The organism is Hyalangium ruber (assembly GCF_034259325.1).
In the GTDB taxonomy this organism is placed as follows: Bacteria; Myxococcota; Myxococcia; order Myxococcales; family Myxococcaceae; genus Hyalangium_A; species Hyalangium_A rubrum.
Window position 1 is genome coordinate 687,785 of record NZ_JAXIVS010000002.1, and the last position, 25,207, is coordinate 712,991.

The 25,207-nt window shown below is 69.4% G+C and carries 30 protein-coding genes; 23 read left to right on the forward strand and 7 right to left on the reverse strand.

Annotated elements, in window-relative coordinates; translation table 11 throughout:
- Window positions 1-232: 232 nt before the first annotated feature.
- Window positions 233-1,306, forward strand: coding sequence for an AI-2E family transporter (locus tag SYV04_RS07840; RefSeq protein ID WP_321545011.1), 1,074 nt, complete (start codon window positions 233-235; stop codon window positions 1,304-1,306).
- A gap of 10 nt (window positions 1,307-1,316) precedes the next feature.
- Here the strand turns inward: SYV04_RS07840 and bioA are convergent, their stop codons facing one another.
- Window positions 1,317-2,648 carry an adenosylmethionine--8-amino-7-oxononanoate transaminase gene (gene bioA / locus SYV04_RS07845; RefSeq protein ID WP_321545012.1) on the reverse strand — a complete coding sequence of 444 codons (1,332 nt, stop codon included), beginning with the start codon at window positions 2,646-2,648 and terminating at the stop codon, window positions 1,317-1,319.
- A 199-nt stretch (window positions 2,649-2,847) separates the two neighbouring features.
- Between bioA and SYV04_RS07850 the strand changes: the two genes are divergently transcribed.
- Entirely contained in the window at window positions 2,848-3,477 is a 630-nt protein-coding gene (locus tag SYV04_RS07850) for a DUF2378 family protein (protein ID WP_321545013.1), read from the forward strand.
- A 72-nt stretch (window positions 3,478-3,549) separates the two neighbouring features.
- A complete protein-coding gene (locus SYV04_RS07855; RefSeq protein ID WP_321545014.1) occupies window positions 3,550-4,716 on the forward strand; it encodes a GNAT family N-acetyltransferase in 1,167 nt (388 codons plus the stop codon).
- On the opposite strand, the gene SYV04_RS07860 is transcribed toward SYV04_RS07855, so the two are convergent.
- Window positions 4,713-5,234 carry a hypothetical protein gene (locus SYV04_RS07860; protein ID WP_321545015.1) on the reverse strand — a complete coding sequence of 174 codons (522 nt, stop codon included), beginning with the start codon at window positions 5,232-5,234 and terminating at the stop codon, window positions 4,713-4,715. The two genes, SYV04_RS07855 and SYV04_RS07860, sit on opposite strands and share 4 nt — an antisense overlap.
- A 37-nt stretch (window positions 5,235-5,271) precedes the next feature.
- On the reverse strand, window positions 5,272-6,198 hold the full coding sequence (locus SYV04_RS07865; protein WP_321545016.1) for a hypothetical protein: 927 nt from the start codon (window positions 6,196-6,198) through the stop codon (window positions 5,272-5,274).
- Window positions 6,199-6,487: 289 nt separating this feature from the next.
- Here SYV04_RS07865 and SYV04_RS07870 point away from each other — a divergent pair, with 289 nt between their 5' ends.
- Entirely contained in the window at window positions 6,488-7,174 is a 687-nt protein-coding gene (locus SYV04_RS07870) for a suppressor of fused domain protein (protein ID WP_321545017.1), read from the forward strand.
- A 49-nt stretch (window positions 7,175-7,223) separates the two neighbouring features.
- On the opposite strand, the gene SYV04_RS07875 is transcribed toward SYV04_RS07870, so the two are convergent.
- Window positions 7,224-8,144, reverse strand: a complete 921-nt coding sequence (locus tag SYV04_RS07875) for a WD40/YVTN/BNR-like repeat-containing protein (protein ID WP_321545018.1) — start codon at window positions 8,142-8,144, stop codon at window positions 7,224-7,226.
- 50 nt (window positions 8,145-8,194) lie between these two features.
- The gene (locus SYV04_RS07880; RefSeq protein ID WP_321545019.1) at window positions 8,195-8,989 is read right to left on the reverse strand and encodes a hypothetical protein; all 795 of its coding nucleotides are present in this window, start codon (window positions 8,987-8,989) and stop codon (window positions 8,195-8,197) included.
- Window positions 8,990-9,167: 178 nt separating this feature from the next.
- On the opposite strand from SYV04_RS07880, the gene SYV04_RS07885 reads away from it, so the two are divergent.
- From SYV04_RS07885 to SYV04_RS07915, 7 genes are all read left to right on the forward strand, one after another.
- Window positions 9,168-10,463, forward strand: a complete 1,296-nt coding sequence (locus SYV04_RS07885) for a S8 family serine peptidase (protein WP_321545020.1) — start codon at window positions 9,168-9,170, stop codon at window positions 10,461-10,463.
- Between the two features lie 91 nt (window positions 10,464-10,554).
- Complete coding sequence (locus tag SYV04_RS07890; RefSeq protein WP_321545021.1) at window positions 10,555-10,818, forward strand: hypothetical protein; 264 nt, start codon at window positions 10,555-10,557, stop codon at window positions 10,816-10,818.
- 138 nt (window positions 10,819-10,956) lie between these two features.
- Window positions 10,957-12,180 carry an MFS transporter gene (locus tag SYV04_RS07895; RefSeq protein WP_321545022.1) on the forward strand — a complete coding sequence of 408 codons (1,224 nt, stop codon included), beginning with the start codon at window positions 10,957-10,959 and terminating at the stop codon, window positions 12,178-12,180.
- Entirely contained in the window at window positions 12,177-12,725 is a 549-nt protein-coding gene (locus tag SYV04_RS07900; protein WP_321545023.1) for a dCTP deaminase, read from the forward strand. Before SYV04_RS07895 ends, SYV04_RS07900 begins: the two co-directional genes overlap by 4 nt.
- Window positions 12,722-13,252 carry a dCTP deaminase gene (gene dcd, locus SYV04_RS07905; RefSeq protein WP_321545024.1) on the forward strand — a complete coding sequence of 177 codons (531 nt, stop codon included), beginning with the start codon at window positions 12,722-12,724 and terminating at the stop codon, window positions 13,250-13,252. Before SYV04_RS07900 ends, dcd begins: the two co-directional genes overlap by 4 nt.
- Window positions 13,249-14,385, forward strand: a complete 1,137-nt coding sequence (locus SYV04_RS07910; RefSeq protein WP_321545025.1) for a glycosyltransferase family 4 protein — start codon at window positions 13,249-13,251, stop codon at window positions 14,383-14,385. Before dcd ends, SYV04_RS07910 begins: the two co-directional genes overlap by 4 nt.
- Window positions 14,386-14,392: 7 nt before the next feature.
- On the forward strand, window positions 14,393-14,701 hold the full coding sequence (locus tag SYV04_RS07915) for a DUF2277 domain-containing protein (RefSeq protein ID WP_321545026.1): 309 nt from the start codon (window positions 14,393-14,395) through the stop codon (window positions 14,699-14,701).
- A 271-nt stretch (window positions 14,702-14,972) separates the two neighbouring features.
- Here the strand turns inward: SYV04_RS07915 and SYV04_RS07920 are convergent, their stop codons facing one another.
- Window positions 14,973-15,875 carry an AraC family transcriptional regulator gene (locus SYV04_RS07920; protein ID WP_321545027.1) on the reverse strand — a complete coding sequence of 301 codons (903 nt, stop codon included), beginning with the start codon at window positions 15,873-15,875 and terminating at the stop codon, window positions 14,973-14,975.
- 10 nt (window positions 15,876-15,885) lie between these two features.
- Window positions 15,886-16,821 (reverse strand): NAD(P)/FAD-dependent oxidoreductase, encoded by a 936-nt coding sequence (locus SYV04_RS07925; protein WP_321545028.1) that lies wholly within the window; start codon window positions 16,819-16,821, stop codon window positions 15,886-15,888.
- A gap of 236 nt (window positions 16,822-17,057) precedes the next feature.
- Between SYV04_RS07925 and SYV04_RS07930 the strand changes: the two genes are divergently transcribed.
- From SYV04_RS07930 to SYV04_RS07985, 12 genes are all read left to right on the forward strand, one after another.
- Complete coding sequence (locus SYV04_RS07930) at window positions 17,058-17,612, forward strand: Uma2 family endonuclease (protein ID WP_321545029.1); 555 nt, start codon at window positions 17,058-17,060, stop codon at window positions 17,610-17,612.
- A 17-nt stretch (window positions 17,613-17,629) separates the two neighbouring features.
- A complete protein-coding gene (locus SYV04_RS07935; protein WP_321545030.1) occupies window positions 17,630-19,000 on the forward strand; it encodes a serine/threonine protein kinase in 1,371 nt (456 codons plus the stop codon).
- Between the two features lie 17 nt (window positions 19,001-19,017).
- Complete coding sequence (locus SYV04_RS07940; RefSeq protein ID WP_321545031.1) at window positions 19,018-19,350, forward strand: hypothetical protein; 333 nt, start codon at window positions 19,018-19,020, stop codon at window positions 19,348-19,350.
- Window positions 19,347-19,748, forward strand: a complete 402-nt coding sequence (locus SYV04_RS07945; RefSeq protein ID WP_321545032.1) for a protease complex subunit PrcB family protein — start codon at window positions 19,347-19,349, stop codon at window positions 19,746-19,748. Before SYV04_RS07940 ends, SYV04_RS07945 begins: the two co-directional genes overlap by 4 nt.
- 84 nt (window positions 19,749-19,832) lie before the next feature.
- A complete protein-coding gene (locus SYV04_RS07950) occupies window positions 19,833-20,279 on the forward strand; it encodes a response regulator (protein ID WP_321545033.1) in 447 nt (148 codons plus the stop codon).
- Window positions 20,257-21,153 (forward strand): hypothetical protein, encoded by an 897-nt coding sequence (locus SYV04_RS07955; RefSeq protein ID WP_321545034.1) that lies wholly within the window; start codon window positions 20,257-20,259, stop codon window positions 21,151-21,153. The genes SYV04_RS07950 and SYV04_RS07955 overlap by 23 nt, the downstream gene beginning before the upstream one ends.
- Window positions 21,154-21,171: 18 nt before the next feature.
- Window positions 21,172-22,248 (forward strand): dipeptide epimerase, encoded by a 1,077-nt coding sequence (locus tag SYV04_RS07960; protein WP_321545035.1) that lies wholly within the window; start codon window positions 21,172-21,174, stop codon window positions 22,246-22,248.
- 25 nt (window positions 22,249-22,273) lie between these two features.
- Entirely contained in the window at window positions 22,274-22,528 is a 255-nt protein-coding gene (locus SYV04_RS07965) for a hypothetical protein (RefSeq protein ID WP_321545036.1), read from the forward strand.
- A gap of 2 nt (window positions 22,529-22,530) precedes the next feature.
- Window positions 22,531-23,181, forward strand: a complete 651-nt coding sequence (locus SYV04_RS07970; protein ID WP_321545037.1) for a response regulator transcription factor — start codon at window positions 22,531-22,533, stop codon at window positions 23,179-23,181.
- Window positions 23,178-23,651 (forward strand): GNAT family N-acetyltransferase, encoded by a 474-nt coding sequence (locus SYV04_RS07975; RefSeq protein ID WP_321545038.1) that lies wholly within the window; start codon window positions 23,178-23,180, stop codon window positions 23,649-23,651. Before SYV04_RS07970 ends, SYV04_RS07975 begins: the two co-directional genes overlap by 4 nt.
- Before the next feature lie 25 nt (window positions 23,652-23,676).
- Window positions 23,677-24,447 (forward strand): hypothetical protein, encoded by a 771-nt coding sequence (locus SYV04_RS07980; RefSeq protein WP_321545039.1) that lies wholly within the window; start codon window positions 23,677-23,679, stop codon window positions 24,445-24,447.
- 137 nt (window positions 24,448-24,584) lie between these two features.
- Entirely contained in the window at window positions 24,585-25,148 is a 564-nt protein-coding gene (locus SYV04_RS07985) for a Uma2 family endonuclease (RefSeq protein WP_321545040.1), read from the forward strand.
- Window positions 25,149-25,207: the final 59 nt, after the last annotated feature.

A 25,207-nucleotide genomic window follows, 5' to 3' on the forward strand; every position in this document is an offset into this window, starting at 1 on the left:
ATGGCGCGGACCGCGCCCACATCCCTCCCTTGTCGCCAGGGATTTTTCGTGGATCTCGCTCAGGACGATTTTTCCGAACGCACGGTCTCTGTCCTGGAATCCAGGTCCAGGGTTGAGGGGTGGACGCTCCAAAGCGGGCAAGCAGCCAGAATCGAGGGGTACACGTTGCCGGACGGCCGGAGGCGACGCATCGCAGGGGGGCGGGGTGTCCCCGGGGCGGAGCGGAGCGAGCGTGGCGGCGGGCGGATCGACGAACTGGCAGCGGTCCCAGGTGACGCTCAAGACGGCGTTCACGGTGGGCTTCGCCGCGCTGGCGGTGGTGGTGGCCGCGGTACTGGTGGTGAAGACGCGGGTGGCCCTGACGCTCACGGGCATCGCCGCGCTGCTCGCGCTCTCGCTGGAGCATGGGGTGGCGCGGCTGGTGCGCGCCGGCTTGCGGCGGGGGCTGGCCATCCTGGTGGTGATGGGGACGGTGGTGGTGCTGATGGCGGGGCTGGGGCTGCTGGTGATTCCGGCGGCCATCACCCAGGGCGAGGCGCTGCTAACGCAATTTCCGACGCTGCTGGAGCAGATCCGCTCGCTGCGGCTGTTCCGGCTGTTGAGCGCGCACTTCGACACGCTGGCGCAGTTGGGCCAGGAGAACCCCGCGGCGCGCTCCTCGGGGATGCTGGCGATGCCGCCGCTGCTGCGCGCCATCGGCGGGGCCGTGAGCCTGGCGGGCGCGGCCCTCACCGTGTTCTTCCTGGTGGTGTTCATGCTGGTGTTCGGCGGAGGCCTGCTGCGACGGGTGCTGGCGCAGGTGCCCTCCGAGCACCGGGCGCGCTACGAGCGGGTGCTGCGCAAGGTGTACGACGCCACGGGCGGCTACCTGTCGGGGCTCACGCTCATCTGCTCGGTGAACGCCACGCTGACGACGACGGTGCTCGCGCTGCTGGGGCTGCCGTTCTTCCTTCCGCTGGGCATCGCCAGCGGCTTCTCGAGCATGGTGCCCTACGCGGGGCCCGTGGTGGCCGGGGGCTTCATCACCCTGCTGACCCTGGTGACGGCCGGGTGGTGGCAGGCCTCGGTGGTGTTCATCTACTTCATCCTCTACGGCCAGCTGGAGGGCAACGTCATCGCCCCGCTGGTGTTCCGCCGCACGGTCCATGTCAACCCGCTGCTCACGCTGCTGGCGGTGCTGTTCTGCGCGGAGCTGGCGGGCATCGTCGGCGCCGTGGTCGCGGTGCCGGTGGTGGCCACGGTGCAGATCATCATCCGCGAGCTGCTCCTGCTCCGGCAGGAGCGCCGCGCCGCCGTGATGCCTTGAACCGGGTGCGTCAGCCGGCGGCCACCTCGCGCAGACACGCCTCCACCCCGTGGAGCAGCTCGTCCAGGGCCGCGTCCGGGATGTTCAGCGCGGGGGAGATGTAGACCGTGTCGCCCAACGGCCGCAGGTAGAGGCCCCGCCGCCGCGCCGCCTCGTATACGCGCCAGCCCCCGTTGGCCAGGTACCCGCCACCACCGAGGTCCACCGCGCCCACCATGCCAAGTGCCCGGGGCCGCACCACGCCCGGTATCGTGGCCGCCATCCGCTCGAAGGCCGCCTTCACCCGAGGCGCCTTGCGCGCCACCTGCCCCGGCACGTCCTCGTCCCGGTACACCGCCAGCACCTCGCGCGCCACCGCCGCTCCCAGCGGGTTCCCGCAGTACGAATGCCCGTAGTACAGCGCCCGATCCTTCGCGCCCAGGAAGCCCGAGAACACCCGCTCCGTCGCCAGCGTCGCCCCGAAGGGGAGCAGCCCTCCGCTCAGCGCCTTGGCCAGGCACAGCATGTCCGGCACCACGCCGGCCAGGTCACACGCGAAGCGCGCCCCGGTGCGCTCCAGCCCCGTGAACACCTCGTCCGCGATGAGGAACGTGTCCACCGCCCGCGTCGCCTCGCGCACCGCCCGCACGAACTCGGGCGCGTACACCTGCATCCCCGCAGCACCCTGTAGCACCGGCTCGAGGATGACGCCCGCCACCGTGTCCCCGTGCTCGCGCAGCACCTGCTCCACCGCCGCGAACGCCCGCTCCCACCCACCCTCCTCCGCCGGCGACGGCGCATGCACCACGTCGAAGAGCAGCGGCCCGAACACGTCCCGGAACGCTGGCACCCCGCCCACGCTCGTGGCCCCCAGCGTCTCCCCGTGGAACGCTCCCGACAGCGTCACGAAGCGCGTGCGCTGGGGCCTCCCGTTCTGCGCCCAGTACTGCGCGGCCATCTTGATGGCCACCTCCACCGCCGTGCTCCCATTGTCCGAATAGAAGACCCGCGTCAGCCGCTGATCCGCTGCAATCCCGGCCGCTTGCGCCCCCGGAGCCAACGCCACCAGCTCCGCGGCCAGCCGAGAGGCCGGCTCGTGGGTGATGCCCGCCAGGGCCGTGTGCGCCAGCGACGCGGCCTGATCCACCAGCGCCCGCACCAGCCGGGGGTGCCGATGACCCAGTGTGGACACCCACCACGAGCCGTTGGCGTCCAGGTAACGCGTCCCGTCCGCATCCTCCAGGTAGGGTCCCTCGGCCCTGACCACCACCAGGGGGTCGGTCCGAGCGATGTAGGCCTCCATCGCCGTGTAGGGGTGCCATACGTGCCGCTTGTCCAGCGTGACGACGTCCGCTCGCTCCACGGGCGTGTTCCTCCGGGAAGTACCCTCTCGGGCAGGTCGCGGCAGGCTTCCTGCGCGCCGGGGCGTTCTGCCTGGGCTGTAGCCCGCTCGCAACCCGTTACCGCCGCCAGGTTCTTTTCAGCCCCATACGTTGGGTCTATCCCTCCCGTGGGCCCTTCGTGGAATAATGTTCCTTCGTGCCACAGGAGTCTGTGTCCCTATGATCCAGCCGAACTCACCGGCGCCCTCGACCCCCGAAGCTGGGGAAGCCGAATACGAGCGGCGCATCGCCCTGGCCACCGCGACGGACACCTCGCGCGGCCTGTTCTTCAACGGCACGCTCAGCGCGGTGAAGAACTTCGGCGGCGAGAATGCCCTGCGTCAGTGCTACGAGCTGCTGAAGGACAAGCGCTTCGAGCGCCGCTTCATCGACTTCTCCAGCTACCCCACCTCCGACTTCCTGCGGCTCTTGCACGCCGCCTCGAAGGTCCTCGGCGCCCACCTGGGCGCGCCCTCGGACACCCAGCGCTGGATCGGCCGGCAGACCACCAGCGACTTCCTTAGCTCCATGGCGGGCAAGACGCTGCTGCTGCTTTCGGGCAACTCGCCCAAGCGCGCCCTCAACAACCTGCCCTCCGGCTACCGCTCCTCGGTGAGCTACGGCGACCGCATCGTGACGATGAACGGCGACTTCGCCGCCCGCGTCTCCTATCGCCGCGACCTCATGCCGCCGCTGCACAACGAGGGCGTGTTGCTGGGCGTGCTCGAGTCCGTCAACGCCCGCAACGCCCGGGTGCGCACCCAGGTGCTGGGGTTGATGGACTACGACTACGAGCTGACCTGGGAATAGCCGCCCGCTGCCTCGGCTCCTTTCAGACGGGCAAGCCAGCACTCGCGCACGGGGCGCGTTAGAACTGTCCCCGTGCGTGCTCCGTCTCTTCGCCTCAAGGTGCTCGAGTCCATCACCGATGTACCCGCCGCCGCGTGGGATGCGCTGATCAGCCCGGTCGCGCCCCCCTTCGTGCGCCACGCCTGGCTGTCGGCCATGGAGGAGAGCGGCAGCGCTCAGGAGGAGACCGGCTGGGCGCCCCACCACCTCACGCTCTGGCGCGGCGACACGCTGGTGGCCGCCTCACCGGCCTACCGCAAGTTCCACAGCATGGGGGAGTACATCTATGACTTCTCCTGGGCGCAGGCCGCCTCGCGCATGGGCGTGCCGTACTACCCCAAGCTCCTGCTCGGCGCACCCCTGTCCCCCGCCACCGCGCCGCGCTTCCTGGTGGCCGAGGGCGAGGACGTGGGCGAGGCGCGCAAGGCCCTGCTGAAGGCCGCGCTGGAGAGCGCCCGCGAGGCGGACTGCTCCTCGGTCCACGTGCTCTACCCCACGAACGAGGAGGCGGACTTCCTGGAGGGCCAGGGCCTGGCGCGGCGGATGACGCTCCAGTTCCATTGGAAGAACCCGGGCTACCGCACCTACGACGACTACCTGGGGCGCTTCTCCTCCAAGCGCCGCCACCAACTGAGGCGCGAGCGCGGCGCAGCGGCGGAGCAGGGCATCACCCTGCGCACGGTGCCGGGCACGGAGTTCGGGCGCGAGCATGCGAAGCGGGCCCACGACTTCTATGCCGCCACCTGCGAGCGCTACTCCTGGGGCCAGGTGCAGCTCACCCCGGACTTCTTCGCCCGCGTCTTCCGCGCCATGCCCGAGTCCATGCAGTTGGTGGAGGCGGTGCGCGACGGCAAGGTGGTGGCCGGCGCCTTCAACGTGGTGTCGCCAGAGCGGCTCTACGGGCGCTACTGGGGCTGCTTCGAGGAGCACCCCTTCCTGCACTTCAACGTGTGCCTCTACCACTCGGTGGAGGAGTGCATCCGCGCCGGCCGCAAGGTGTTCGAGCCCGGCGCGGGCGGTGAGCACAAGGTGGCTCGCGGCTTCGAGCCCACCGCGGTCCACAGCGCGCACCACATCTTCGATGCGAAGTTGGATAAAGCCATCCGCGACTTCCTGCGCCGGGAGAACGCGCACCTGGCCCCCGCCGTGGCGGAGGCCGAACAGCTCGCGGGCCTGAAGCCCTGGCCGCTGGAGGGCTAGTAGTTCACCGTGAGGTTGGGCAGCAGCAGCCGCTCCTGCTCGGCCACGGGCAGCAGCGACTGGCCCACGTCCAGCTGCACCACCGCGCGGCCGCGCTTCGAGAGCGAGTCCACCGGAGCGCTGAAGCGCAGCGGCGCCACCCGCGTGTCGAGCGCCCCGGCGCGCAGCCCCTGCTCCCAGCCGCCGAAGTCATCGAAGGTGAGCGCCACCTGCACCTGCTCCACGCCCTCAGGCACGGTGAAGGTGCCGAGCAGGTGCGCGTGGTCCTTCGCGGTCAGGTCCACCGTGCGCGCCACCAGGCGCACCGGCAGTCGCGCGCCCCCGGCGGTGACGTCCATCGAGGCGATGGGCACCAGCACGGCGCCATAGCCCTCGGCGTTGTCCCCGCGCAGGCGCAGCTCGAAGGTGCGGCCCTGCACGGCCTCAGGCGAGGCGTCCGTCTCCGGCGGCAGCGAGTCCCCACAGGCGGACAGGGCCAGCGCGGCGGCACCCAGGGCGGTCAGCATCAGCTTCTTCATGGTGTGTTCTCCTGGAATCGGGTGGAAGGCGAGCGGCTCACTCGCAGCTCTGAGCGCTGGGCTGGGTGTAGTCGTGGGCGATGCTCTGGGCGTGCTGCGGCGTGGCGGGCCCCGGGTCGAAGAAGCTCGGCAGCGGCAGGCTCTTGCCCGAGTCATTGAAGGCCTCGAGCGCGGTCTTCAGCGCCTCCATGCGCTGGCAGCGCGTGCCCGAGAGCGCCTGGTGCGTGCTCTCCATCAGGTCGGGATCCAACGGCGCGGCGCCAAAGAGCCAGAAGTTGCAGTGCGCGACGAGGTACTGGCGCGCCAGCAGGAAGCGCGCCCTGTCGAGCGCGCTGCGCGGCTCGTTGTTCCTGTGCTGGGCGGGGCTGCCCCACAGCACCCCGAGCGCCTCCTGCAGGGTGGTGGCCGGACCCACGCTCCCCAGGTCCACGGGGCCCACGTCCAGGCACTGCTGGAGCGCCACCTCGTGGTTCTTGTAGAAGCCCGCGTCGCGCGTCATCTGCGCCTCCGGGCAGGTGTTGGTGACGGTGCAGTCCTCGGGCGGCGGAGGCGGCGGCGCCAGGCAGACGACGCGCGTGCTGCACTGGTCCTCGCCCAGCGGCCACACCACCTGGAAGTTCGTGTCGAAGGCGTTGTCGGCCAGGCCGTCCTCGGCCGCCAGCGCCTTGCACTCCTCATAGGAGTTCACCGGCAGGGCGAACTTCATCTCCACCCAGCCGCCCACCGGCACCGTCAGGGGCACCGGGTAGCGGAAGCTCCAGCCGTGCTGGGCCAGCACCGGGTCCTCCGCCACGGTGGCGATGGAGCTGTGCGCGGGGTGGGTGTTGATGAGGCGGTAGTTGAAGAAGAGCGTCGTCGGGTACTCGCTGACCTCAGCCACCTGCCGGTCATTGACCGTCTTCTCGCACTCGAACTGGTGTGCGCCGGCGCTGCTGCCCACTCCCAACGCCGCGGCGACGACCACGGCCCTCCAACCCCTGTGCATAGGCTTCCCCCGTGTGGCGAAGATTCGTTCCGGACTCGTCCCCAGGTCCGTCCCTCTGTGGGGCTCTTCACGTCCCGTACCGACACCCGAAAACCCCGAGTTGTCCGCGAGACGCCACACGGCGGGTCCTCTGCTGGACACCCAGGGCTGGGGGAAGCCCTCGGTGGGAAGCCCGGCCTCCCAGGGTGTGTAAACAGTTGCCCACCTTGGGTACGCCCAGTGCGTTCTTGTAGTTGTGAAACCGGGCAGGACCTTTAGAGTCGGTCCCATGAAAGTGCCCGAGACGGATGAGGACTTCGTCCAGTGGTACGAGGACTGCTGGGCCGACCGTGACGAGGTGGAGTACCCGAAGCTCTTCGGGGCAATCAGTGAGGAGGTCTACACGCTGGAACAGACGGGCGCGCTGCAGGCGTGGCTCGAGAGTGACCTGGCGCAGGTGCAGGAGCTGGATCCGAACTGGGATCCGATGGGTGTTCGGGTGGCGCCGCCCAGTGAGCAGTTCCCCTATTGGTCGTACGTGACGAGTGGCCTGTCCAACCCGTTCACGGTGGCGCCGGGCGCGGAGGTAGATGAGAACGCGCCCAGCGGCATCGGCTACGAGATGGTCATCCACACGCCCGAGGAGGCGCAGTGGCCGGTGCTCCGGCTGCTGGACATGATGGCCTACAACCTGGTGTGCCTGCGGGCTTTCGCGATGGGGCACCGCTACCCGGTGGAGGGCTCGCTCACGGGCGGCGAGTCGAAGCTCAACGGCTTCGTCTTCGTGAGGGACCCGTCGCGGCCGGCGGAGTTCACCCTGCCCTCGGGCAAGGTGCAGTTGCTCACGCTGGTGGGGGCGACGCGCAACGAGATGGCCTTCAGCCGCTCCAATGGCATGGAAAAGCTGATGGCCAAAATCGTCGAGGCGGGCTCCGGCTACATCACCCACCCGGACCGCGAAGAGGTGAAGCTGTAGCCGGCAGGCATGGGTGAGGGGCGCTCGAACCCCTCACCCGTTCCCGCGCTCAGGCCAGGCGGCCGAAGACCCGGCCGCGCATGTCCGCGCCCAGGCCGTGGCGGCTCGCGATGTCCACGTGCGCGCCCACGTCCAGCTTCTGCGTGGACCAGCTCTTGCCGCCGTCCTCGCTCACGTGGACCGCCGGCTCCACGCCCTTGCTCGGATCCGCGTTGCGCGTGAGCACTCGCAGCGTGGGGCCTTCCACCGCCAGTCGCAGCGGATCCCTGCCCGAGGGCAGCGGCGACAGCCAGCGCACCTCTCCGCCGCGCCGCTCGCCCACCTTCGGCTGGTTGCCTTCAGCGGCCAGCACGTACGCGCCGTCCACGTCCACCAGCTTCGCGGTGCCCTGCGCCTCACGGCTCCAGGAGGTGCCCCCGTCGTTCGACAGCAGCAGGCCCTTGCCCAACAGCGCCACGCCGCGCTCGGTGCGCCGCAGCCGCTCGGAGTGCGGGTTGCGCTCGCCGTCCAGCGTCGGCTCCGTCCAGTTCGCTCCACCATCGGTGGTGCGCCCCAGGAAGTACGCGCCGAGCACCCAGATCTCATCGGCGCTCACCGCCAGCACCTGCGCGGCGCTCGGCGCCGGCACCAGGCCCCGGAGGTTCCACTGCGTGCCACCGTCCGTGGACACCAGCAGGTGATAGTCCGAGCCCGAGCCCGAGGCCTTCAGCGTCGCGCCCAGCGCCACGCACAGCGAGCCGTGGCAGTCCAGCGCCTGCACCCAGCCCAGGCCCTCGTAGACGCGCTCCAGCCCCTTGGCGGTGGCCCGGTGCAATTGCGCACGCCGGCCCCGCATCCGCTCGGGAAGAGTCCCCGCCGTGGGCTCCGTACGCGTGCCCACCAGCCCGAACCCCTCACGGCTGACGGACACGGCCCCTACCTGGAGCCCTTCCGCCAGCTCACCCAGCTTCTCCCAGTCTTTCTCCGCCACGTGTCATCCTCTCCCTAGCGCGAGTCGCGGCCGGAAGGATGCCAGCGTGCTCACTGCCAGGGAAGGCGCACGCTCGGCAGCGGCAGCCGCGGGAACTGCGGCAGCTCGATCTTCGGCAGCTTGAAGTTCTTGCGCAGCTCGTCGATCGCCCGGCCCAGCTCCTTCACCGTCTCACCACCGATGCGGGCCAGATCCTCCGGCTTCAGCCGGCCAATCACGTCGACGATCTGCCGCACGCCGTCCTTGCCCAGCAAGTCCCTGAGCTCCGGCGTGGTGGCGATCTTCACCAGATCCTGCGCGGGCAGGTTGAACAGGCCCGACTTCACGTACGCATCCGCGTGCGTGTCATAGGCGAACTTCTTGAAGGCCTCCGGGTCGCGCTCCAGCTGCGCGAAGGCCACGGGGTCCTCGGCCCGCTTCGACTCGATGGCATCCTGCAGCGCCTGCAGCGTGCGGTCGCGCCACGCCTGGCCCGCGGGCGTCAGGTCCTTGGGGCCCAGGCTGGAGAACTTCTCCAGGTACTTCTGGCCGTAGTTCAGGTAGTAGTCCGGCGGCTTCATGCCCGGGTTGCGGCGCACGAAGTCGTCATAGCGCTGACGGTAGTAGTCGCTGGCCGGGGTGCGAACCTCGGCGGGCAGGTTGCGCGCCGCCGCCGGGCCGGAGCTACGCGCCGTGGCGCTCGCCGCGCCAGCGCGCGGGGTGGACTCGAAACCGTCCGAACTCACTCGATTCGTCTGCCGCGTCTCGGAGCCGCGCGCGGGCGTCTCCTTGGATGTCGCAGGCTTGTTCGTCTCAACTTCAGCCTGCTTGGGACGGTACGGCCCACCGTTTCCATTGACGCGCATGACGGAACTCCTCGATGTGGTTCGGCCCATCCGCGAAAGCATGGGCGGTTGATCCTCGAAACCATTGTCGCACCACCCGGGGAGAAGTTTCCTGCGATCGGCCCGGAAAAGTTTCTCGACTGTCCGGACGCAACTCCTCGAACCCTTATCCGACAATGTATTCAAGGAGCTTTTCGCCATGACCACGATCCGCGACGCCATCAAGACCGTTACCGCCGACAAGAAGGTTACCGCCGACGAGTGGAAGAACGTCCTCAAGCCGGCCGCGGACAAGGCCCCCAAGGAGGCGAGCGCCGACGCCCGTGAAATCGCGAAGTTGTGGGCCAGCGATGCCTTCGAGGTGGACAGCACGGCGCGCCGCGGCATGCGGGATTTCCTGTCTTCTCGCGGTTACGAGGTGCCAGCGGCCAAGCCGGCGGGCGCCAAGCCGGCGGAGCTCGAGCAGGCGATCATCTCCAGCAACGTGACGGAGGCGGACGCGGCCTTCCAGTCGCTGGCGGCGGCGGCGGGGCGTGACAAGGCGGAGCAGACCATCGCGGTGCTCGACAGCGGCTTCGACATCAACCACGAGGGCCTGGACACCAAGCTGTGGACGAACCCGGGGGAGATCGCCGGGGACGACAAGGACAACGACGGCAACGGCAAGGTGGATGACATCCACGGCTGGGACTTCTCGACGAACGATGCGGACGTGAACAGCAGCGAGTCGCAGGGCCACGCCACGCACGTGACGGGCATCGCCACGGGCGGCACGGACAACGTGAACTCCATCTCCCTGCGGGTGTTCTCGCCGTTCGACTCGAAGAAGGTGGCCGAGGCCATCGACTACGCGGCGGCCAACGGCGCGCGGGTGATGAACATGAGCTTCCGCGTGGGCACCGAGGCCGACGTGAAGGCCATCACCGACGCGATGAAGCGGCACCCCGAGGTGCTCTTCGTGAAGAGCGCGGGCAACGACGGGCGCGACATCGACACCTACGACGCGGACGCGTACCTGCCCTTCCGCGAGCTGCCGAACATGGCGGTGGTGTCGGCAGCGGACCCCAACGGACAGAAGGCGGACTACTCGAACTACGGCGCGCCGTACGCCACGCACGCCACGCGCGGCACGGACGTGGTCTCCTCGGTGCCGGGCGGTGGCTACCAGCCGATGAGCGGCACCTCCATGGCGGCCCCGGGCATGACGAACGTGGCGGCGAAGATGCTCATTCTGGACCCGGGCCTGAAGCCGACGGACCTGAAGCAGATGCTGGCGCAGACCACGGATCGCTCGGACGCGTGGAAGGATGCGACGGCCTCGGGCGGCCTGATCAACGCGCAGCGGGCGTACGAGCTGGCGGCGCTCACGGGCCTGATGCGCAACGGGGTGCCGGCGGACGCGGCGGCCGCGCAGCTCAAGCTGAGCACGGCCTCGAAGGACGCGCTGCTGCCCCTGGCCCAGGAGTACGTGAAGCCGGCGGTCGCGGGTCGGTAGCCCCTCCTTTATATGTCAGAGGGCTCGGCTCTCCTTCGCGATGGCAGCGGGCGGCATGACGCCGCCCGAGCCTGCACGAAGGAGAGCGACCATGCTGCGCAAGACGGCGAAGCTGTTGGTGGGAGCGGTGCTGCTGGTGGGGGCGCCTGCCCTCGCCGGTGACCAGTACCACGTCTACAAGACCGGGCGGGGCGAGTGTGAGATCGACACGCGCGACCACGAGAAGATGAAGAGCGCTCGTGGCAGCGATACCAAGTGTCTCGAGCACGATGACTACCGCATGGACGCCGAGAAGATCCGCAAGGAGAAGGTGAAGGCGGGCGCGTGCAAGTGCCCGAGCGGCAATAACTGCTGACCGCTCCACGCCCCCGCTCCCTGTCAGACCCCACGTATAGATATCCCGCACTCAACGTCAAAGCGGGATAATTTGAATTACCAGGGTGTGACAGGGTTGCGCGGGGCGGCACCGCGTCTGGCGATGGCGGCGGCCTTCATGACCGCCTTGCTGGACTTGCTGGGCGCCTCTCTGGTGCTGCCCATCCTGGCTCCGCTGCTGCTGCGCGAGTCGGGGGGGATGTTCGCACCCGGCACTCCCGAGACGACCCGCGCGTGGGTGCTGGGGCTCCTGATGGGGGCCTTTCCGCTGGCGCAGTTCCTGGGCGCTCCCATGATGGGAGCGCTCTCGGACCGGACCGGACGGCGGCGGGTGCTGCGCGTGACGGTGCTGGTGGCGACCCTGGGCTACGTGCTCTGCGGGCTGGCGGTGCGCTGGGGCAACGTGCCGCTCCTGCTCGGCGGGCGGCTCGTCGCGGGCCTCATGGGCGGCAACATCGCCATCGTCCAGGCGCTCGTCGCGGACCTCAGCGCTCCCGAGGAGCGGGCACGGCACTTCGGGTTGATCAGCGCCGCGGGCGGCCTTGGCTTCATCATCGGGCCCGTGCTGGGAGGGTGGCTGGCGGATGCCTCCCTCGGGCCGTGGTTCGACTTCGCCATGCCCTTCTGGGGCGCGGCGGCGCTGATGGCGCTCAACCTCGCCCTGGTGTGGTTCGGCGTGCCGGAGACGCTGACGCGGCCGGAAGGCTCGGTGGCCCGGGGGCTCGGCGCCACGCTGTCCGGGCTTCGGGGCTCGCTGTCCTCGCCCCGGGTCCGCGCGCTGCTCGCGGTGGTGGGGGTGATGACGCTGGGCTGGCCCATCTACGTGCAGTTCTTTCCCGTCTACCTCATCCAGCGCTTCGGAGCGGACCCTCGGCAGATCGGCCAGCTCTTCGCCTACGTCGGCGTGTGGATGGTGCTCACGCAGCTGGTGATTCTGCGCTGGGCGAGCCGCCGCTGGACCAGCCGCGCCCTGTTCCCGTGGTGCCTGCTGGGCCTGGCGCTCATCTACCCGCTGCTGCTGTGGCCCCAGCGCATGGAGTTGCTGCTGCTGCTGCTGCCCTTCCAGGTGGTGTTCGAGGGGCTGGCGTGGCCGAGCGCCATCGCCCTGGCCTCGCAGGCGGCGGGCACCTCGGCTCAGGGGCGAGTGCTGGGCGCCATGGCCAGCGTGCGCTCCCTGGGCATGGCGGTGGCTCCCGTGGTGTCGGGCTTCATCGTCCGCTTCCACCCGGCGCTGCCCACGCTGTTCGCCAGCGCGGTGATGTTCCTGGCCTTCCTGGGAGCCGTCCGGGTGCTGGGCGCGACGGCGGAGACACGCATGACGGAAGGAAGGGACGAAGCATGATCCTCACGGGTCCAGAGATTGCCCGAGCGGTGGGCGAAGGGCGGATCGACCTCGAGCCCTTCGAGCCCGACCGGCTCAACCCCAACAGCTACAACTACCGGCTCGGCCCCGAGCTGGTGGAGATCCACAACGACGTCATCGACCTGCGCGGCGAGCAGCACACGGTGCGCACGCGAATCCCTCCCGAGGGCTTCCTGCTCCAGCCCCGGCGCATCTACCTGGGCACGACGCTGGAGGTCATCGGCAGCGACACCTATGTGCCCAGCCTCATCGGCCGCTCGTCGTTGGGGCGACTGGGGCTGTTCCTGCAGATCACCGCCGACCTCGGCCACCTGGGCACGCGGCACAGCTGGACGCTGGAGCTCAAGGTGGTGCAGCCGCTCATCGTCTACGCGGGCATGCGCATCGGGCAGGTGTCCTTCTGGAAGCCCGAGGGGCTCGAGCTGCTCGAGGGCGCCCGCTACCTCCATCAGGCCCACAGCTACGCGCGCTTCTCCGGGCCGCAGACCAGCATGTTCCACAAGCTCCTGGACGAACAGCCATGATCCTCACCGGACCGAAGATTCAGCAGGAGGTGCGGGCAGGCAACATCCGCATCTCTCCTTTCAGCGAGGAGCAGATCAACCCCAACTCGTATGACCTGCGGCTGGGGAACACGATCAAGGTCTACAAGGAGCACCTCCTCGACTCGCGCAAGAGCAACGAGACGATGACGCTGCACCTCCCTCCCGAGGGCCTGGAGCTGCGACCGGACACGCTCTACCTGGGCCACACGGCGGAGGAGGTCGGCAGCGACCGGTTCGTGCCCGTACTGCGGGGCAAGTCCTCCACCGGGCGCATCGGCCTGTTCGTCCACATCACGGCGGACCTCATCGACATCGGCTCGCACGGGCAGTTCACGCTGATGCTCCACGCGGTGCAGCCGGTGCGCGTCTATCCGAACATGCGCATCGGGCAGGTGACGTTCTGGACCGTGCTCGGCGACATCACGCTCTACCAGGGCAAGTACCAGGGCAGCCGGGGGCCTCGGGCCTCGGAGGTCTACCGGGACTTCGACCGGGAGACGCCATGAGGATCCTCACCGGCATCGACATTCCGTTCACGCCCTTCGGGGGCAGCCCCATCCTCTGCGACGACTGGTACAGCCAGCCGCCGCCCGGCGTGCAGGTGCGCTTCCTGACCCTGGCGCCTCCGGAAGGGACCGGCCGGTGGTGGGCGATGGAGGACGTGCATTTCCTGGAGGCGCGGAAGGCGCGCACGCAGGAGGGGTTCGACGCGTACGTCCAGCAGCTCCGGCGAGAGGTGGCCCGCCACGTGGCCGACTTCCGCCCCACGCTCATCCACTGCCAACACCTCAACTTCGGCCTGTCGCGCGCCTTCGCGGAGGAGGCTCCGGGCATCGCCAAGGTGGGCATCTGCCATGGCACCGACGTGCAGAGCGCGACGCAGTCCGGGTTCTTCCTGGCCAACTTGCGCGCCATTCGCGCGGGCATGAACGCGCTGCTCTTCCCGGCTCGGCGCATGGCGGACGACTACTTCGCCGTCGATCCCTGTGAGCTCGAGCACACGGTGCTCCCTCATGGAATTCCGGATCGGTTCTATGCGCCTCGACCCGAGGGGCAGCGGGCTCCCTCGTTGCGCGTGCTGTATGCCGGACGGCTGACGCCGTGGAAGGGCGCGGACATCGCCGTGTCCGCGATGCGCTACCTGCCCGAGGACGTGTCCCTCTCAGTCGTGGGAGGCGAGGATTCGCCCGGCTACCTGGACCAACTCCGCGCCGAGGTGACCACGCATGGGCTGGAGGCCCGCGTCCACTTCGAGGGACACCTGCCCCGCGAGCGGCTCGTGGAGCGCTTCTCCGACTTCGACGTCTGCGTCTTCCCGTCGCGGCGCCTGGAGGCGTTCTCCCTGACCACCATCGAGGCGCAGGCCCGGGGGCTCGTGGTGGTGTACGCCGGCGCGGGCGGAGGGATCGTCGACGCGGTGGGCGAGTCGGGCCTGCAGGTCCGAGAGAACACGCCCGAGGTGCTGGCCTCCTCGCTCGCCAGGCTGCGTGCCGAGCCGGCGCTGCTGGAGCACTACCGCGCTCGGGGCTATCGCAACGCGGAGCAGTACCGGATGTCCGTCATCCGTCCGCGCTTCTTCGCGCTCGCTCGGGAGCACGCTCTACGTTCCCGGGCGAACGGCCCCCCTCCTCTGGCATGATCGATTTATGTGCCGGAACATCAAGCTGCTCCATCACTTCGAGCCGCCCGCGTCCAAGGAGGAGATCCGTGATTCGGCCCTCCAATATGTCCGGAAGCTGAGCGGGATGCGGGCCCCCTCGCGAGCCAACCAGGCGGCCTTCGACCGCGCCGTGGACGAAGTCACGGCAACGATCACCCGGCTCTTCGCCTCCCTGGAGTCCCACGGTCCGCCACGGACACGCGAGGCGGAGAAGCTCAAGGCCATCGACCGCGGACTCAAGCGGGAGGCGCAGGTGCGAGCCCGCGTCCTCCAAAACATGTCCCGCCAGCGTTAGCCGGCCGCTGACACGCGCCGCCGAACAGAAGGACGGGCTCACCGGTGGGGGTACGCAGGTCGCGGGTCCCTCGTCTCGGCGCGGGGCCCCCCGTCAGCGGACGGGTCCTCCCGCGCCGGCCGTCCCGCTCTCCCTCGGCTCACGGACTCCCTTTACACCGTGGGTTCAAGGGCCCCCTCGGGTCGCACTCTCGCCAAACCTGTCTGGTTGTCTGACAGGTTTTGACGAACCCCGCCGACGGAGGGGCTGGTCCCTCTGTGTGCCCACGGCCTTACGACGGCGCTTCGGGCGAGACCGCCAACACCTTCCTTCTCCAAGCAGCCGGAGTGAGCCCGTGGACACGCCGGAAGAGGCGGATGAAGTGCGTCACGTCCGCATAGCCCACCCGCTCGGCGATGATGTCCACACGCTCGTCCGTTCCCCGAAGCCGCCTGCGGGCCTCCGCCATCCGCCGCTCGAGGATCCAGTCCCCCACCGTGCGGCCCGTCTCGCGCCGGACGACGGTCGCCACATGGGTGGAGGTGCGCCCCACTACGCCGGCCACGTCCGCGAGCGACAAGGGCTTGAGGCCGTTCAGCTCGATATAGGAGAGGACCTGGCGCGTCAGGCCCAGGCCGGCCGATACGGGGGCCGAGACCGGGACCTCGATCCGCTCCAGCTCGATGAGGACGAGTCTCAAGAGGGCGGTCAGCGCCTCGTCCCGCCCCCTCGCCTCTCCCTCGAACTCCGTCGCCATGGCGCGCAGCCACCCCTCCAGCCGACGACGCTGGGCCGCCGAGGGACGCAGCACCGGGTGGCAACCGCCACGGATCTGAAGGAAGGGGCGCAGCCACAGCTCCGGCTCTTCTCCCCAGCCGCTTCCCTGCGCGAACGCCTCGGGACGGAACGCGAGCCCCCAGCCCTCCGCGTCCTGAGCGTGTGCGGGGCCGTGGGGGTCGCCGGGAGGGATGAGGTGAACGTCCCCCTCCTGAAGCGAGAGTTCCCCCGCGTGCTGGATGCGCGAGTGTCCTCGCGTGATCAACAGGATCACGGCGTACGAGTGAACGGAGGAGCCCGCGGCACCGTGCGACGACGAGCTTCGATAGGGCCCCACCCACAAGGGCACGCGTCCCGACTCGAACGCCTCGCGCGCTGGGGTGGCCGGGTGCTCGCCGTGCGCTCGACTCCTGGGCATCCCCTGTGTCCTAGCGATGGCCAGAGCCGACTTCAACCACTCCCTCCATGTTGAGCGTGTGGTTCATCATGTACGCGGCGGTGGCTCCCGCCGCCGCCGCCAGGAGCGCTCCCTGCAGAAGGGTCGTAAGGTCTCCCGCCGCGAAGAGGCCCGGAAGGGAGGTCTCCTTGTGCTCGTTCACGCGCACGAAGCCCTGGTCATCGAGCGCAAGGCCCAGGCGTTGGACGAGCTCGACCTGGCGCTGAGGCGGTCTCGCGAACAGGACCTCCCGAACGACCTGGGTGCCATCCTCCAGCTCCACCGCCCTCAGGTGCTCCCCCTTCTCGTCGGCGAGCAGACGCCGGATGCGCCGCTCCTCCAACCGCACCTCTGCCTGGGCCAGCCGGTGCCGTTGCTCGGCGGGTATCTCGAAGCTGCCCTCGGTGAAGACCACGACGTCGGGGGTCCAGCCCCGGACGAAGAGGGCGAAGTCCAGGAACATCGGGCTCGTGGCCAGCACGCCCCAGGAGCGCTCGCGCACCTCCCAGCCGTGGCAATAGGGGCACTGGAAGATGCTCTTGCCCCACAGCTCGCGATAGCCGGGCAGATCCGGGACTTCGTCCACCATTCCCGTCGCCAGCAGCACGCGCCGGGTCCGCACCTCCTCGCCACCATCCAGGGTTACTCGGAAGCCAGAGGCGAGCGGCTCGATGCGCTGGACGCGGACTTCCCGTAGCTCGACGTCGTAGGGACGGAGCTGCTCTCGGCCGATCCTTCGGAACTCGCTGGGAGGCGTGCCATCCCGGGTGACAAAACCCTGAATGTGCTCGGCGGCCGCGTTCCTCGGCGTTCCGAAGTCACAGAGCAGCACCTTCTTGAGGCCACGCCCGAGCACCAGGGCCGCGCTCAGGCCCGCGGGGCCGCCCCCGACAATCACCACGTCCTTCACTCCGGATTCACGCTTCACTTCCGACCTCCTGATGCGGAAGAGATAAGGGCCGGGCTGGGGACTTCCCAGGGCGGATGCTCCTGCGGAATCGGCGGATCCTTCGATTCCCTGCACGCCGGGCCCCTTGCATCCAGGGTCCTCCGGAGACAACCTGGGAGGGCGGTTCTCAGACGCGCGACGCAAGACGTCAGACCCGAGCGCTATGCCTGCCTCCTATGGAACCGGGCATGGGCGTCGAGGAACATGGGGAAGGAATGGAACGGAAGCCAGCCACCTACGCGGATTTGGAGGCACTCCCCGAGCACATGGTGGGGGAGCTCATCGCCGGTGAGCTGTACGCCAGCCCTCGGCCGGCGGCGCCTCACACGGTGGCCGCTTCCCGACTGGGCGGCGAGTTGTTGGTCGCGTTCGATCGGGGACGCGGTGGCCCTGGGGGGTGGATCCTCCTCGATAAGCCAGAGCTGCACGTCGAGGGGGATGCACTGGTGCCGGACATTGCCGGCTGGCGCCGGGAGCGGATGCCCCAACCTCCTCGCACCGCGGCCTTCACCCTGGCTCCGGACTGGGTGTGCGAGGTGCTCTCCACGTCAACGGCCGCGCTGGACCGGGCGGTCAAACTGCCCGTCTACGCGCGCGAAGGCGTTCGGCATGTCTGGCTGGTGGACCCGGTGCTGCGCACGCTGGAACTCTTCCGGCTCGAAGAAGGACGCTACACACTGCTCGTCACGCATACCGGCGGGGCGCTGGTGCGGGTCGAGCCCTTCGAGGCCCTCGAGTTGGAGTTGGCGTTCCTCTGGGGCGAGCGATAGGCGCGGGCAAGGGTGACATGGGACGAGCGCGAGACTCTGATCTGCATCCAGCCCGGCTCCCCGTGGGTACGGAGGTGGGCCCCTGGCGCGTGCTGGGCAGCAGCGCCCAAGGAACCTATGGGGCTGTCTACCGCGCCGTCCGCGTGGGCGAGGAGGGCGCAAAGCCTGTAGCCCTCAAGCTCGCCCTCCTCCCATGGGATCCTCGCTTCCAGCGCGAGGCGGTGTTGCTCGATCGCATCCGCCACCCCAATGTCCCGCTCCTGAGTGACCATGGGTACTGGCGGCATCCCTCGGCCGCTGTCTACCCCTGCCTTGTCATGGAGTGGGTGGAAGGAACTCCGCTGTACGACTGGGCTCTGGAGTACTCCCCCACGTCCCGGCAGATGGCACGGCTCCTTGCCCAACTCGCGCGTGTCCTCCAGGCGACCCATTCGGCCAGCGCCGTCCACAGGGACGTGAAGGGCAGCAATGTCTTGGTGCGGCACTCCGACAGCCGCCCCTTCCTCATCGATTTCGGCGCTGGGAACTACGCCGGAGCCGAACGCCTGACGTGGCAGGCGCTTCCTCCCGGGACCAATGGGTACCGCGCTCCCGAGGCGTGGCACTTCGCCCTGCGCTCGCTCCTCGACAAAGAGGCGCACTACACCGCAGGGCCGGCCGATGACGTGTTCGCGCTCGGCGTCACCGCCTACCGGCTCGTCACTGGCCAGTACCCACCGCCCACCGAGCCCGAGGCCGACACGGCGCGGACCTGGTACCCGGAGAGCGTGGGGCCACAGCCTCCGCTGGCGCTCAACCCCCAGGTCGATCCGCGCTTGAGCGCGGTGATCCTCCGCATGCTCTCTGTGTGGCCCGAGGCACGCGGCACGGCGGAAGAGCTCGCCGAAGCACTGGAGCACATCGCCGAGACACCGGTCCCCGAGGCCGCTCCGCCTCCTGCGGAGCCCCTGCCCTCTGCGGGCTGCCAAGCCGCAACGACTCAAGCTCGCGCGCGATTGCGCTCCTGGCAGCGAATAATGGTCCTGGCCGCGTCGATCGCGCTGTGGGTGGTCGGCATGACGCAGACCACGGACTGGCTGCCCGAGGGGAGCTTCGTTGGCTGTGAAGATGCTGGCACGGTCGCGCTGGGAGACAGCGCCCAGGTGGAGGAAGACACGCCGGATGCGCCGCCTCGTCCGACAGGCGTCCGCCGCGACATCCCCAAGAAGCCCCTGCCGGGTCAGCAGCACGCTCCCTGTGGCAAGAGCGAGGAGGCGATCCGGGGTGGGTGCTGGATCAAGCACGGAGGAGCCGTGCCTCCGTGCCCGTACTACGCCTACGAGTGGGAAGGCGCCTGCTACCTGCCCTTCCTCCAGCCCCCGCGCCCGGCGACCTCCGAGCAGCCATGAACTTCTTGGACCGCTAAATGAATGACCCGCCGTCTCGCGACAGACCCTGGTGGCACTACGCGGTCATCGCCTGCGTCACGTTCGCCCTCCCCATGCTGATGATCCTGGATTTGCCCTGGCATGCCCTCTGCGCCTGGCTGATCGCGGTCCTGGTGTACCTGGGCCTCCTTGGAGTCTTTGGCACCCGCTTCGTCATCGAGGGTGGCATCTTCGTGTTCTTTCTCGCCGCTCTCATGGCGGCGGTGCTCAACGTCTCTCACCACTTACAGGAACGGGCAGAGACAGCTTCGCGACCCCCTCTTCAGACCCTTGGGTTAGAGTGCCCCACCGATTCCGGAGGTAACGCATGAGCGAGGCACAGGCCCAGAACACGGCCTTCAGCGAGGTGTTCCGTGACGGGCTCAACGGCAGCGACAAGCCCGAGCACCATGTCCTCTCCTCGCGCGAGGAGTACGAGGCCTGGTTCGAGCATGCCCGGCGCCGCTACCCGCCCAGCGCCGCCGAGGTGGACTTCGCCCAGGAGGTCGTCCTCGTCGTCAGCGCCGGCCGCAAGTCCACCACCGGCCATGACATCCAGGTGGTGCGCGTGGTGGACCTCTCCGGAGTGCTGGGCGCTCCCGTGACGTGCGTGCTCTATCGGGAGACCTCCCCCTCGGCCCAGTCCGGCGCGGGCGATGCACTCACCTACCCGGTTCACATGGTGAAGGTGCCGCGCCGCGACACGCAGTACGTGTTCGCCCGGGGCTGAGCTCCGTGTACGCCAACCCCGGGGGTCCTCCCCTCCCCCTCCCCGGGTGCCTGTACGATAGGAGGCGGTGGGCATGCACGCGTCTTGCGGACCCATGCCCAGCGGTTGGAGCCTGTCACTCGCGATCTCACCACGGGGGCCGTCGTGCAACGGGTGCTGGTGCTGGAGGACGATGACGACCTGAGGTTCCTGCTGTGTGACTTGCTGGTGGCCTCCGGCGCGAAGGCCTGTGTGAGCGTCGACTCCTTCGAGGCGATGGTGCTCCGCAAGGAGCAGGTACTCGAGTGCGGCCTGGCCCTGCTCGACGTCAACCTGGGGGGAGGCGTGCCCAGCGGGCTGGACGCCTACCACTGGCTCAAGGAGCACGGCTTCACCGGGGGCATCGTCTTCCTCACCGGCCATGCCCGCTCCCACCCACTCGTGCGTCAGGCGCGCGAGCTGACCGGGGCGCGGGTGCTGTCCAAGCCCGTCAACGCGAAGGAGCTGATGGCGCTGGTGAAGGAGCCCCATGGCCCAGGCTCCACCTCCTAGGCGACTCGCGCTGCCCGCGACGGACGCGCAGCGCGGCCGGGCGTGGTGGGCGGCCCTCTTCGCCACGGGCCTCTCGCTGCTGGGCGAGACGGCCTACATCTTCATCGACTGGCAGGTCCACCCGGGCCGGCTCCTGCTGCCCTCGCTGCGCGCCCTGCACGTGCTCGAATCCGTGGTCCTGCTGGCGCTGCTGCTCTCGCGCCGACGCGACGCGAGCGAGAAGCTGAGCCCGGGCGTCTTCACCGCCGTGGCGCTGCCCCACCTCGTCATCTTCGCCGTGGCGGAGGTGGCCATGGCCGCCTCGGGCCGCATGTGGATGCCGCTCACGGGGCACCGACTGCTGATGCTGGGCATCGGCCTGCTGGCGCCCACCGGGCCGGCGCTGAGCAGTGGCCTCATCGGCGCCTTCGCCCTGGAGGCCGTCGTACTCTGGTACGGCCTGGGGCTGCACACGCGCCTGCAGATGCCGTGGGAGCCGTGGATCACCCTCGTCTGGGCGGGCACCGGGTGGGGGCTCCTGGCCTTCCGCGTGAGGACCCAGCGCATCGAACGAAAGCTGCTGCTCGCGCGCGCCGAGGCCGAGTCCCTGGAGCGCCTGGCCCGGCTGCTGCTCGTGCTGCGGGACGGGACCAACACGCCCCTCCAGTCGCTGGAGCTAGGGGTCGCCCTGCTGCAACAGCGCGCCCCGGAGAACGCCGTCCTGCTGGAGACCATGGAGCGCTCCCTGGCGAAGCTCCGGGCGCTCACCCAGCGCATGGCCATCGCCGATCCGCTCCTGGAGTGGGACTCCGAGAAGGAGTCCTTCGACGTCGAGGAGGTGCTGCGCGGCCTGGAGGAGTCGCTCATCCGCGAGCTGGAGCGACGGCGCCAGTAGTAAGGTCCCCGCCCATCCATGCACCCCACCCTCATCACCGCGCTGTCCGCCGAGCTACTGGATCTGCCGCTCACCGAGCCGTTCGCCATCGCCACCGGCGCGCAGCACGTGGCCCACAACGTGCTCGTGCGCATCACCCTCGCCGATGGCACCACGGGACTGGGTGAGTCGGCGCCCTTCACCGCCGTCAGCGGAGAGACCCAGGCCGGCACGCTGGCCGCCATCCAGTCGGTGCGCGAGCGGCTCGTCGGCAAGGAGGCCCGCGCCTGGCGCCCTCTGTCCGCCTGGCTCACGGAGGCGCTGCCCGGGGAGCCCGCGGCCCGCTGCGGCATCGAGACCGCCTTGCTGGACGCGCTCGCCCGCCACCACCGTGTGCCCCTGTGGGTGTTCTTCGGCGGCGCGGGCACGGAGCTGGACATCGACATGACGGTGACGGCCGGCGACCGCGCGCACGCCGAGGCCTCCGCCCGCGCCATCCTCGCCCGGGGCATCACCACGCTGAAGGTGAAGGTCGGCGCTGTTTCTCCCGAGCAGGACGTGGAGCGGCTGGTGGCCATCCGCGAGGTGGCGCCTCGGGCGCGGCTGTTCGCCGACGCCAATGGGGGCTACACCGTGGCCGGGGCGCGCGCGTTCCTCTCGGGGCTGGAGCGCGCCGGGGTGCCGCTCGCCCTCTTCGAGCAGCCGGTGCCCGCAGAGGACCTCGCGGGCATGGCCGAGCTCACCCGCCTCTCGCGCATCCCCATCTGCGCCGATGAGTCCGCCCGCTCCGCCGAGGACGTGCTGCGGTTGATCCGCGAGCGCGCCGCCACTGGCATCAACATCAAGACGATGAAGTGCGGCGTGGTGGAGTCCCTGATGATGTGGCACCTGGCCCGCGCCGCCGGCATGGAGCTGATGATCGGCGGCATGGTGGAGAGCACCCTGGCCATGAGCACCTCGGCCCACCTCGCGGCGGGCCTGGGAGGCTTCCACTACGCGGACCTCGACACGCCGCTGTTCATCGCGAAGCATCCGTTCCGGGGCGGCTATCATCAGGAGGCCTCCCGGGTCAGCGTCGCGGGGAGCACCGCGGGTCACGGGGTGGAGCTGGCCTGAGTCACCGGGTCGTTGGGGGGTTCGCATGCGCCCGTTCGTCCGTGCCCTGCTGCTGCTCGCTGGCTGCGCTGCCCTGGGCTTCGGGCTGCTCTTCACCGGCATCAAGACGTCCTCCGACTTCAGCCAGCGCTATGAGGCCGTGCTGAGCCTGCTCGGCCGTCGCGCACACAACACGGTGGACCCGACGGACCTGGTCGCCCTTCCCATGCTCGCGGTGGCGGTGTGGGATGCGCGACGGCTGGCACGCGGTAGCGCGGCAAAGCGTGCCTCGACCGGTTAGGCATGGGGGACACCGTGCTGGACCTGCCCGCATCGCTGCTGCGCCTCGCCCTCGTCGCCGAGGATCCGCTCGCCCGTGGCGCGCTCTCCCGAGCGCTGTCCGACCGGGGCGGCGAGGAGCTCTTCGTCGCCGCCTCCGGCACGCTCGCGGAGCTGGAGGCCACCCGCGCCGAGCCTCCGGATGTGGTGCTGTGGGACGTGGGCCTGCGCCTCTCGGACGCCGAGGGGCGCCTGGAGGCTCCCGAACTGGGGGCTCCCGTGCTCGCGCTGGTGCCGGACGAAGCGGCCGGAGAGCTGGCGCTGGCGGCAGGCGCCCGGGGGCTGCTCTTCCGGGATGCCTCGCCGGGGACGCTGCTCGCCGCGCTCCAGGCCGTGGCGCGGGGACTCGCCGTGTTCGAGCCGAGCCTGTCTCCCGTGCGCCCCACGGCCCGGGCCGCCACGCCGAGCACCAGCTCGGACTCGCTCACACCTCGGGAGCGCGAGGTGCTCGCGCTGCTCGCCGAGGGCCTGTCCAACAAGGCCATCGCGGACCGCCTCGCCATCAGCGAGCACACCGCCAAGTTCCATGTGAACGCGGTGATGGCGAAGCTGGGGGTGCAGCGGCGCACCGAGGCCGTCGTCCGCGCCGCGCGCATGGGGCTGGTGACATTGTGAGCGAGACCCGAATCCTCCCCGCTCTTCAACCGGAGCAGGTGGAACAGGCGCGCACCCTCGTCCTCGAGTACGTGAACGGGCTGGGCATCGACCTGGACTTCCAGGACTTCGAGCAGGAGATGCGCGAGTTCCCCAGCGACTACGCGCCCCCGGACGGGTGCCTGCTGCTCGCCATGGATGCCCAGGGGCCCGCGGGCTGTGTCGGCCTGCGCAAGCTGGAGCCTGGCATCTGCGAGATGAAGCGGCTGTACGTCCGGCCTCGGTGCCGGGGACAGGGCTTGGGACAGCGGCTCGCCCAGGCGGTCATTGAGGAGGCCCGGGTGCTGGGCTACTCGGCGATGCGGCTGGACACGCTCTCCACCATGCACTCCGCCATTGGCACCTACCGAGGGCTTGGCTTCCAGCCCATCGCGGCCTACTACCGAAACCCGATCGAAGGAGCGCTGTTCTTCGAGCTGAAGCTTGGATGATGTCCCCGAACGCCGAGGGCCCGCCATGCGCATCACCCGAAAGACTTCCTCCGAGCTGGACTTCGTGGCGCGGCCCACGGGAGGGCTGCTCTCCTTCGGCATCGTCAGCCTGATCTTCGGGGTGACGCTGGGCTCGCTCTGGGAACCTTTCTCGCTCGAGTGTACGCGCGAAGGAACGTGCCAGCTTCGGCACCCTGGCCTCATGGCTCCGGAACCGAAGCACTTCCCCCGGAGCGCCATGCGGGGCGCCTGGGTGGAGAGCAAGGGCAGCGGCCGACGCACCCACTACCGCGTGGTGCTCAACACCACCCAGGGCGTCTATCCCCTCCGGGCGGAGTACAGCTCTGGCTACGACTCCAAGCTGAAGCTCGCGGAGCACCTCGATGCCCTCTCACGTCAGCGTGACGGCGAGGTGCAGGTGGTCGATCTGGATGGCTTCCGGCTCATGCTCGCCCTGGGCGGCATGACGGTCGGGGGGCTGTCGGTGTTCCGCGGCGCCAGGCGCTACACCGGAACGCTGCGGCGTGGCACGGGGACCCTGAGGCTCCTTCGCCGGGGGGTGTTCCGAGCCCGCATCGAGGAGCATCCCCTGGAGACCCTGGCCCCGATGACCGCGACCACCTCCTCGGCGAAGATCAACAAGCAGGCGCTCGTGAAGCTGACCCTCGCCACCACCCAGGGCGAGCCCGTGCTGAAGTGCTACGTGTTCGATACCCCCGAGGTCCACGCGGACGTCGAGCGGCTGAATGCCTTCCTCGAAAGCGCCCGGAACCTCCACCTGGTCCACACCTCCTGAACCTGCCGACCCGGTAGGGCGTCTCCCGTCCATCGAATGTCAGGGGTAGGATGTAATGTGGCGGTATGAACGAGGAATTGGGTGGGGAGTGGGTGGCGGGCCTTGCGGCGCCTGAGAGCGGCCAGCATCCTGAACGCATGAGCGAGCAGCCGCCGCGACGGGAAGCGACGTACGAGGACTTGGAGAAGCTCCCGCCCGAGGTCATCGGTGAGCTGGTGGACGGCGAGCTGTTCGCGAGTCCCAGGCCGGCCATGAAGCACTCGCGGGTGACGATCGTCCTGTCGGGCAAATTGATGGACCCGTTTGACCATGGAACGGGAGGGCCCGGTGGATGGTTGCTCCTGTACGAGCCCGAGCTGCATCTCCGGCGGAACGTTCTGGTGCCCGATCTCGCCGGGTGGCGTCGGGAGCGGATGCCAGAGTTGCCTGACACGGTGGGCGCCACGTTGGCTCCCGACTGGGTGTGCGAGGTGCTCTCGCCCTCCACGATGAAGCTGGACCGGGGGCGAAAGATGGGTGTCTACGCACGCGAGGGCGTGAAGCACTTGTGGCTGATGGACCCGGTCGCGCAGCTATTGGAGGTGTATCGGCTGGAAGGAGGCCGGTGGCTGCTACTGGGCACGCACGAGGGGAACGCCACCGTGCGGGCCGAGCCGTTCGAGGTGCTCGACCTGGAGTTAGGGGCAGTCTGGGCGCGCTAAGGCCCTCCTAAAGGACAGGCGACCTATCCGAATGGTCAGGTCTCCTCCCTGACCGTCTC

Excerpts from the sequence above, each read along its gene's own strand:
- SYV04_RS07860 (WP_321545015.1), bottom strand. The coding sequence starts at position 5,234 with ATGAAGAAGCTGATGCTGACCGCCCTGGGTGCCGCCGCGCTGGCCCTG.
- SYV04_RS07880 (WP_321545019.1), bottom strand. The coding sequence starts at position 8,989 with ATGCGCGTCAATGGAAACGGTGGGCCGTACCGTCCCAAGCAGGCTGAA.
- SYV04_RS07895 (WP_321545022.1), top strand. The coding sequence starts at position 10,957 with ATGACCGCCTTGCTGGACTTGCTGGGCGCCTCTCTGGTGCTGCCCATC.
- SYV04_RS07850 (WP_321545013.1), top strand. The coding sequence starts at position 2,848 with ATGATCCAGCCGAACTCACCGGCGCCCTCGACCCCCGAAGCTGGGGAA.
- SYV04_RS07930 (WP_321545029.1), top strand. The coding sequence starts at position 17,058 with ATGGAACGGAAGCCAGCCACCTACGCGGATTTGGAGGCACTCCCCGAG.
- SYV04_RS07920 (WP_321545027.1), bottom strand. The coding sequence starts at position 15,875 with ATGCCCAGGAGTCGAGCGCACGGCGAGCACCCGGCCACCCCAGCGCGC.
- SYV04_RS07965 (WP_321545036.1), top strand. The coding sequence starts at position 22,274 with ATGCGCCCGTTCGTCCGTGCCCTGCTGCTGCTCGCTGGCTGCGCTGCC.
- SYV04_RS07935 (WP_321545030.1), top strand. The coding sequence starts at position 17,630 with ATGGGACGAGCGCGAGACTCTGATCTGCATCCAGCCCGGCTCCCCGTG.
- SYV04_RS07910 (WP_321545025.1), top strand. The coding sequence starts at position 13,249 with ATGAGGATCCTCACCGGCATCGACATTCCGTTCACGCCCTTCGGGGGC.
- SYV04_RS07985 (WP_321545040.1), top strand. The coding sequence starts at position 24,585 with ATGAGCGAGCAGCCGCCGCGACGGGAAGCGACGTACGAGGACTTGGAG.
- SYV04_RS07885 (WP_321545020.1), top strand. The coding sequence starts at position 9,168 with ATGACCACGATCCGCGACGCCATCAAGACCGTTACCGCCGACAAGAAG.
- SYV04_RS07945 (WP_321545032.1), top strand. The coding sequence starts at position 19,347 with ATGAGCGAGGCACAGGCCCAGAACACGGCCTTCAGCGAGGTGTTCCGT.
- SYV04_RS07890 (WP_321545021.1), top strand. The coding sequence starts at position 10,555 with ATGCTGCGCAAGACGGCGAAGCTGTTGGTGGGAGCGGTGCTGCTGGTG.
- SYV04_RS07915 (WP_321545026.1), top strand. The coding sequence starts at position 14,393 with ATGTGCCGGAACATCAAGCTGCTCCATCACTTCGAGCCGCCCGCGTCC.
- SYV04_RS07980 (WP_321545039.1), top strand. The coding sequence starts at position 23,677 with ATGCGCATCACCCGAAAGACTTCCTCCGAGCTGGACTTCGTGGCGCGG.
- SYV04_RS07955 (WP_321545034.1), top strand. The coding sequence starts at position 20,257 with ATGGCCCAGGCTCCACCTCCTAGGCGACTCGCGCTGCCCGCGACGGAC.
- dcd (WP_321545024.1), top strand. The coding sequence starts at position 12,722 with ATGATCCTCACCGGACCGAAGATTCAGCAGGAGGTGCGGGCAGGCAAC.
- SYV04_RS07900 (WP_321545023.1), top strand. The coding sequence starts at position 12,177 with ATGATCCTCACGGGTCCAGAGATTGCCCGAGCGGTGGGCGAAGGGCGG.
- SYV04_RS07960 (WP_321545035.1), top strand. The coding sequence starts at position 21,172 with ATGCACCCCACCCTCATCACCGCGCTGTCCGCCGAGCTACTGGATCTG.
- SYV04_RS07870 (WP_321545017.1), top strand. The coding sequence starts at position 6,488 with ATGAAAGTGCCCGAGACGGATGAGGACTTCGTCCAGTGGTACGAGGAC.
- SYV04_RS07940 (WP_321545031.1), top strand. The coding sequence starts at position 19,018 with ATGAATGACCCGCCGTCTCGCGACAGACCCTGGTGGCACTACGCGGTC.
- SYV04_RS07970 (WP_321545037.1), top strand. The coding sequence starts at position 22,531 with ATGGGGGACACCGTGCTGGACCTGCCCGCATCGCTGCTGCGCCTCGCC.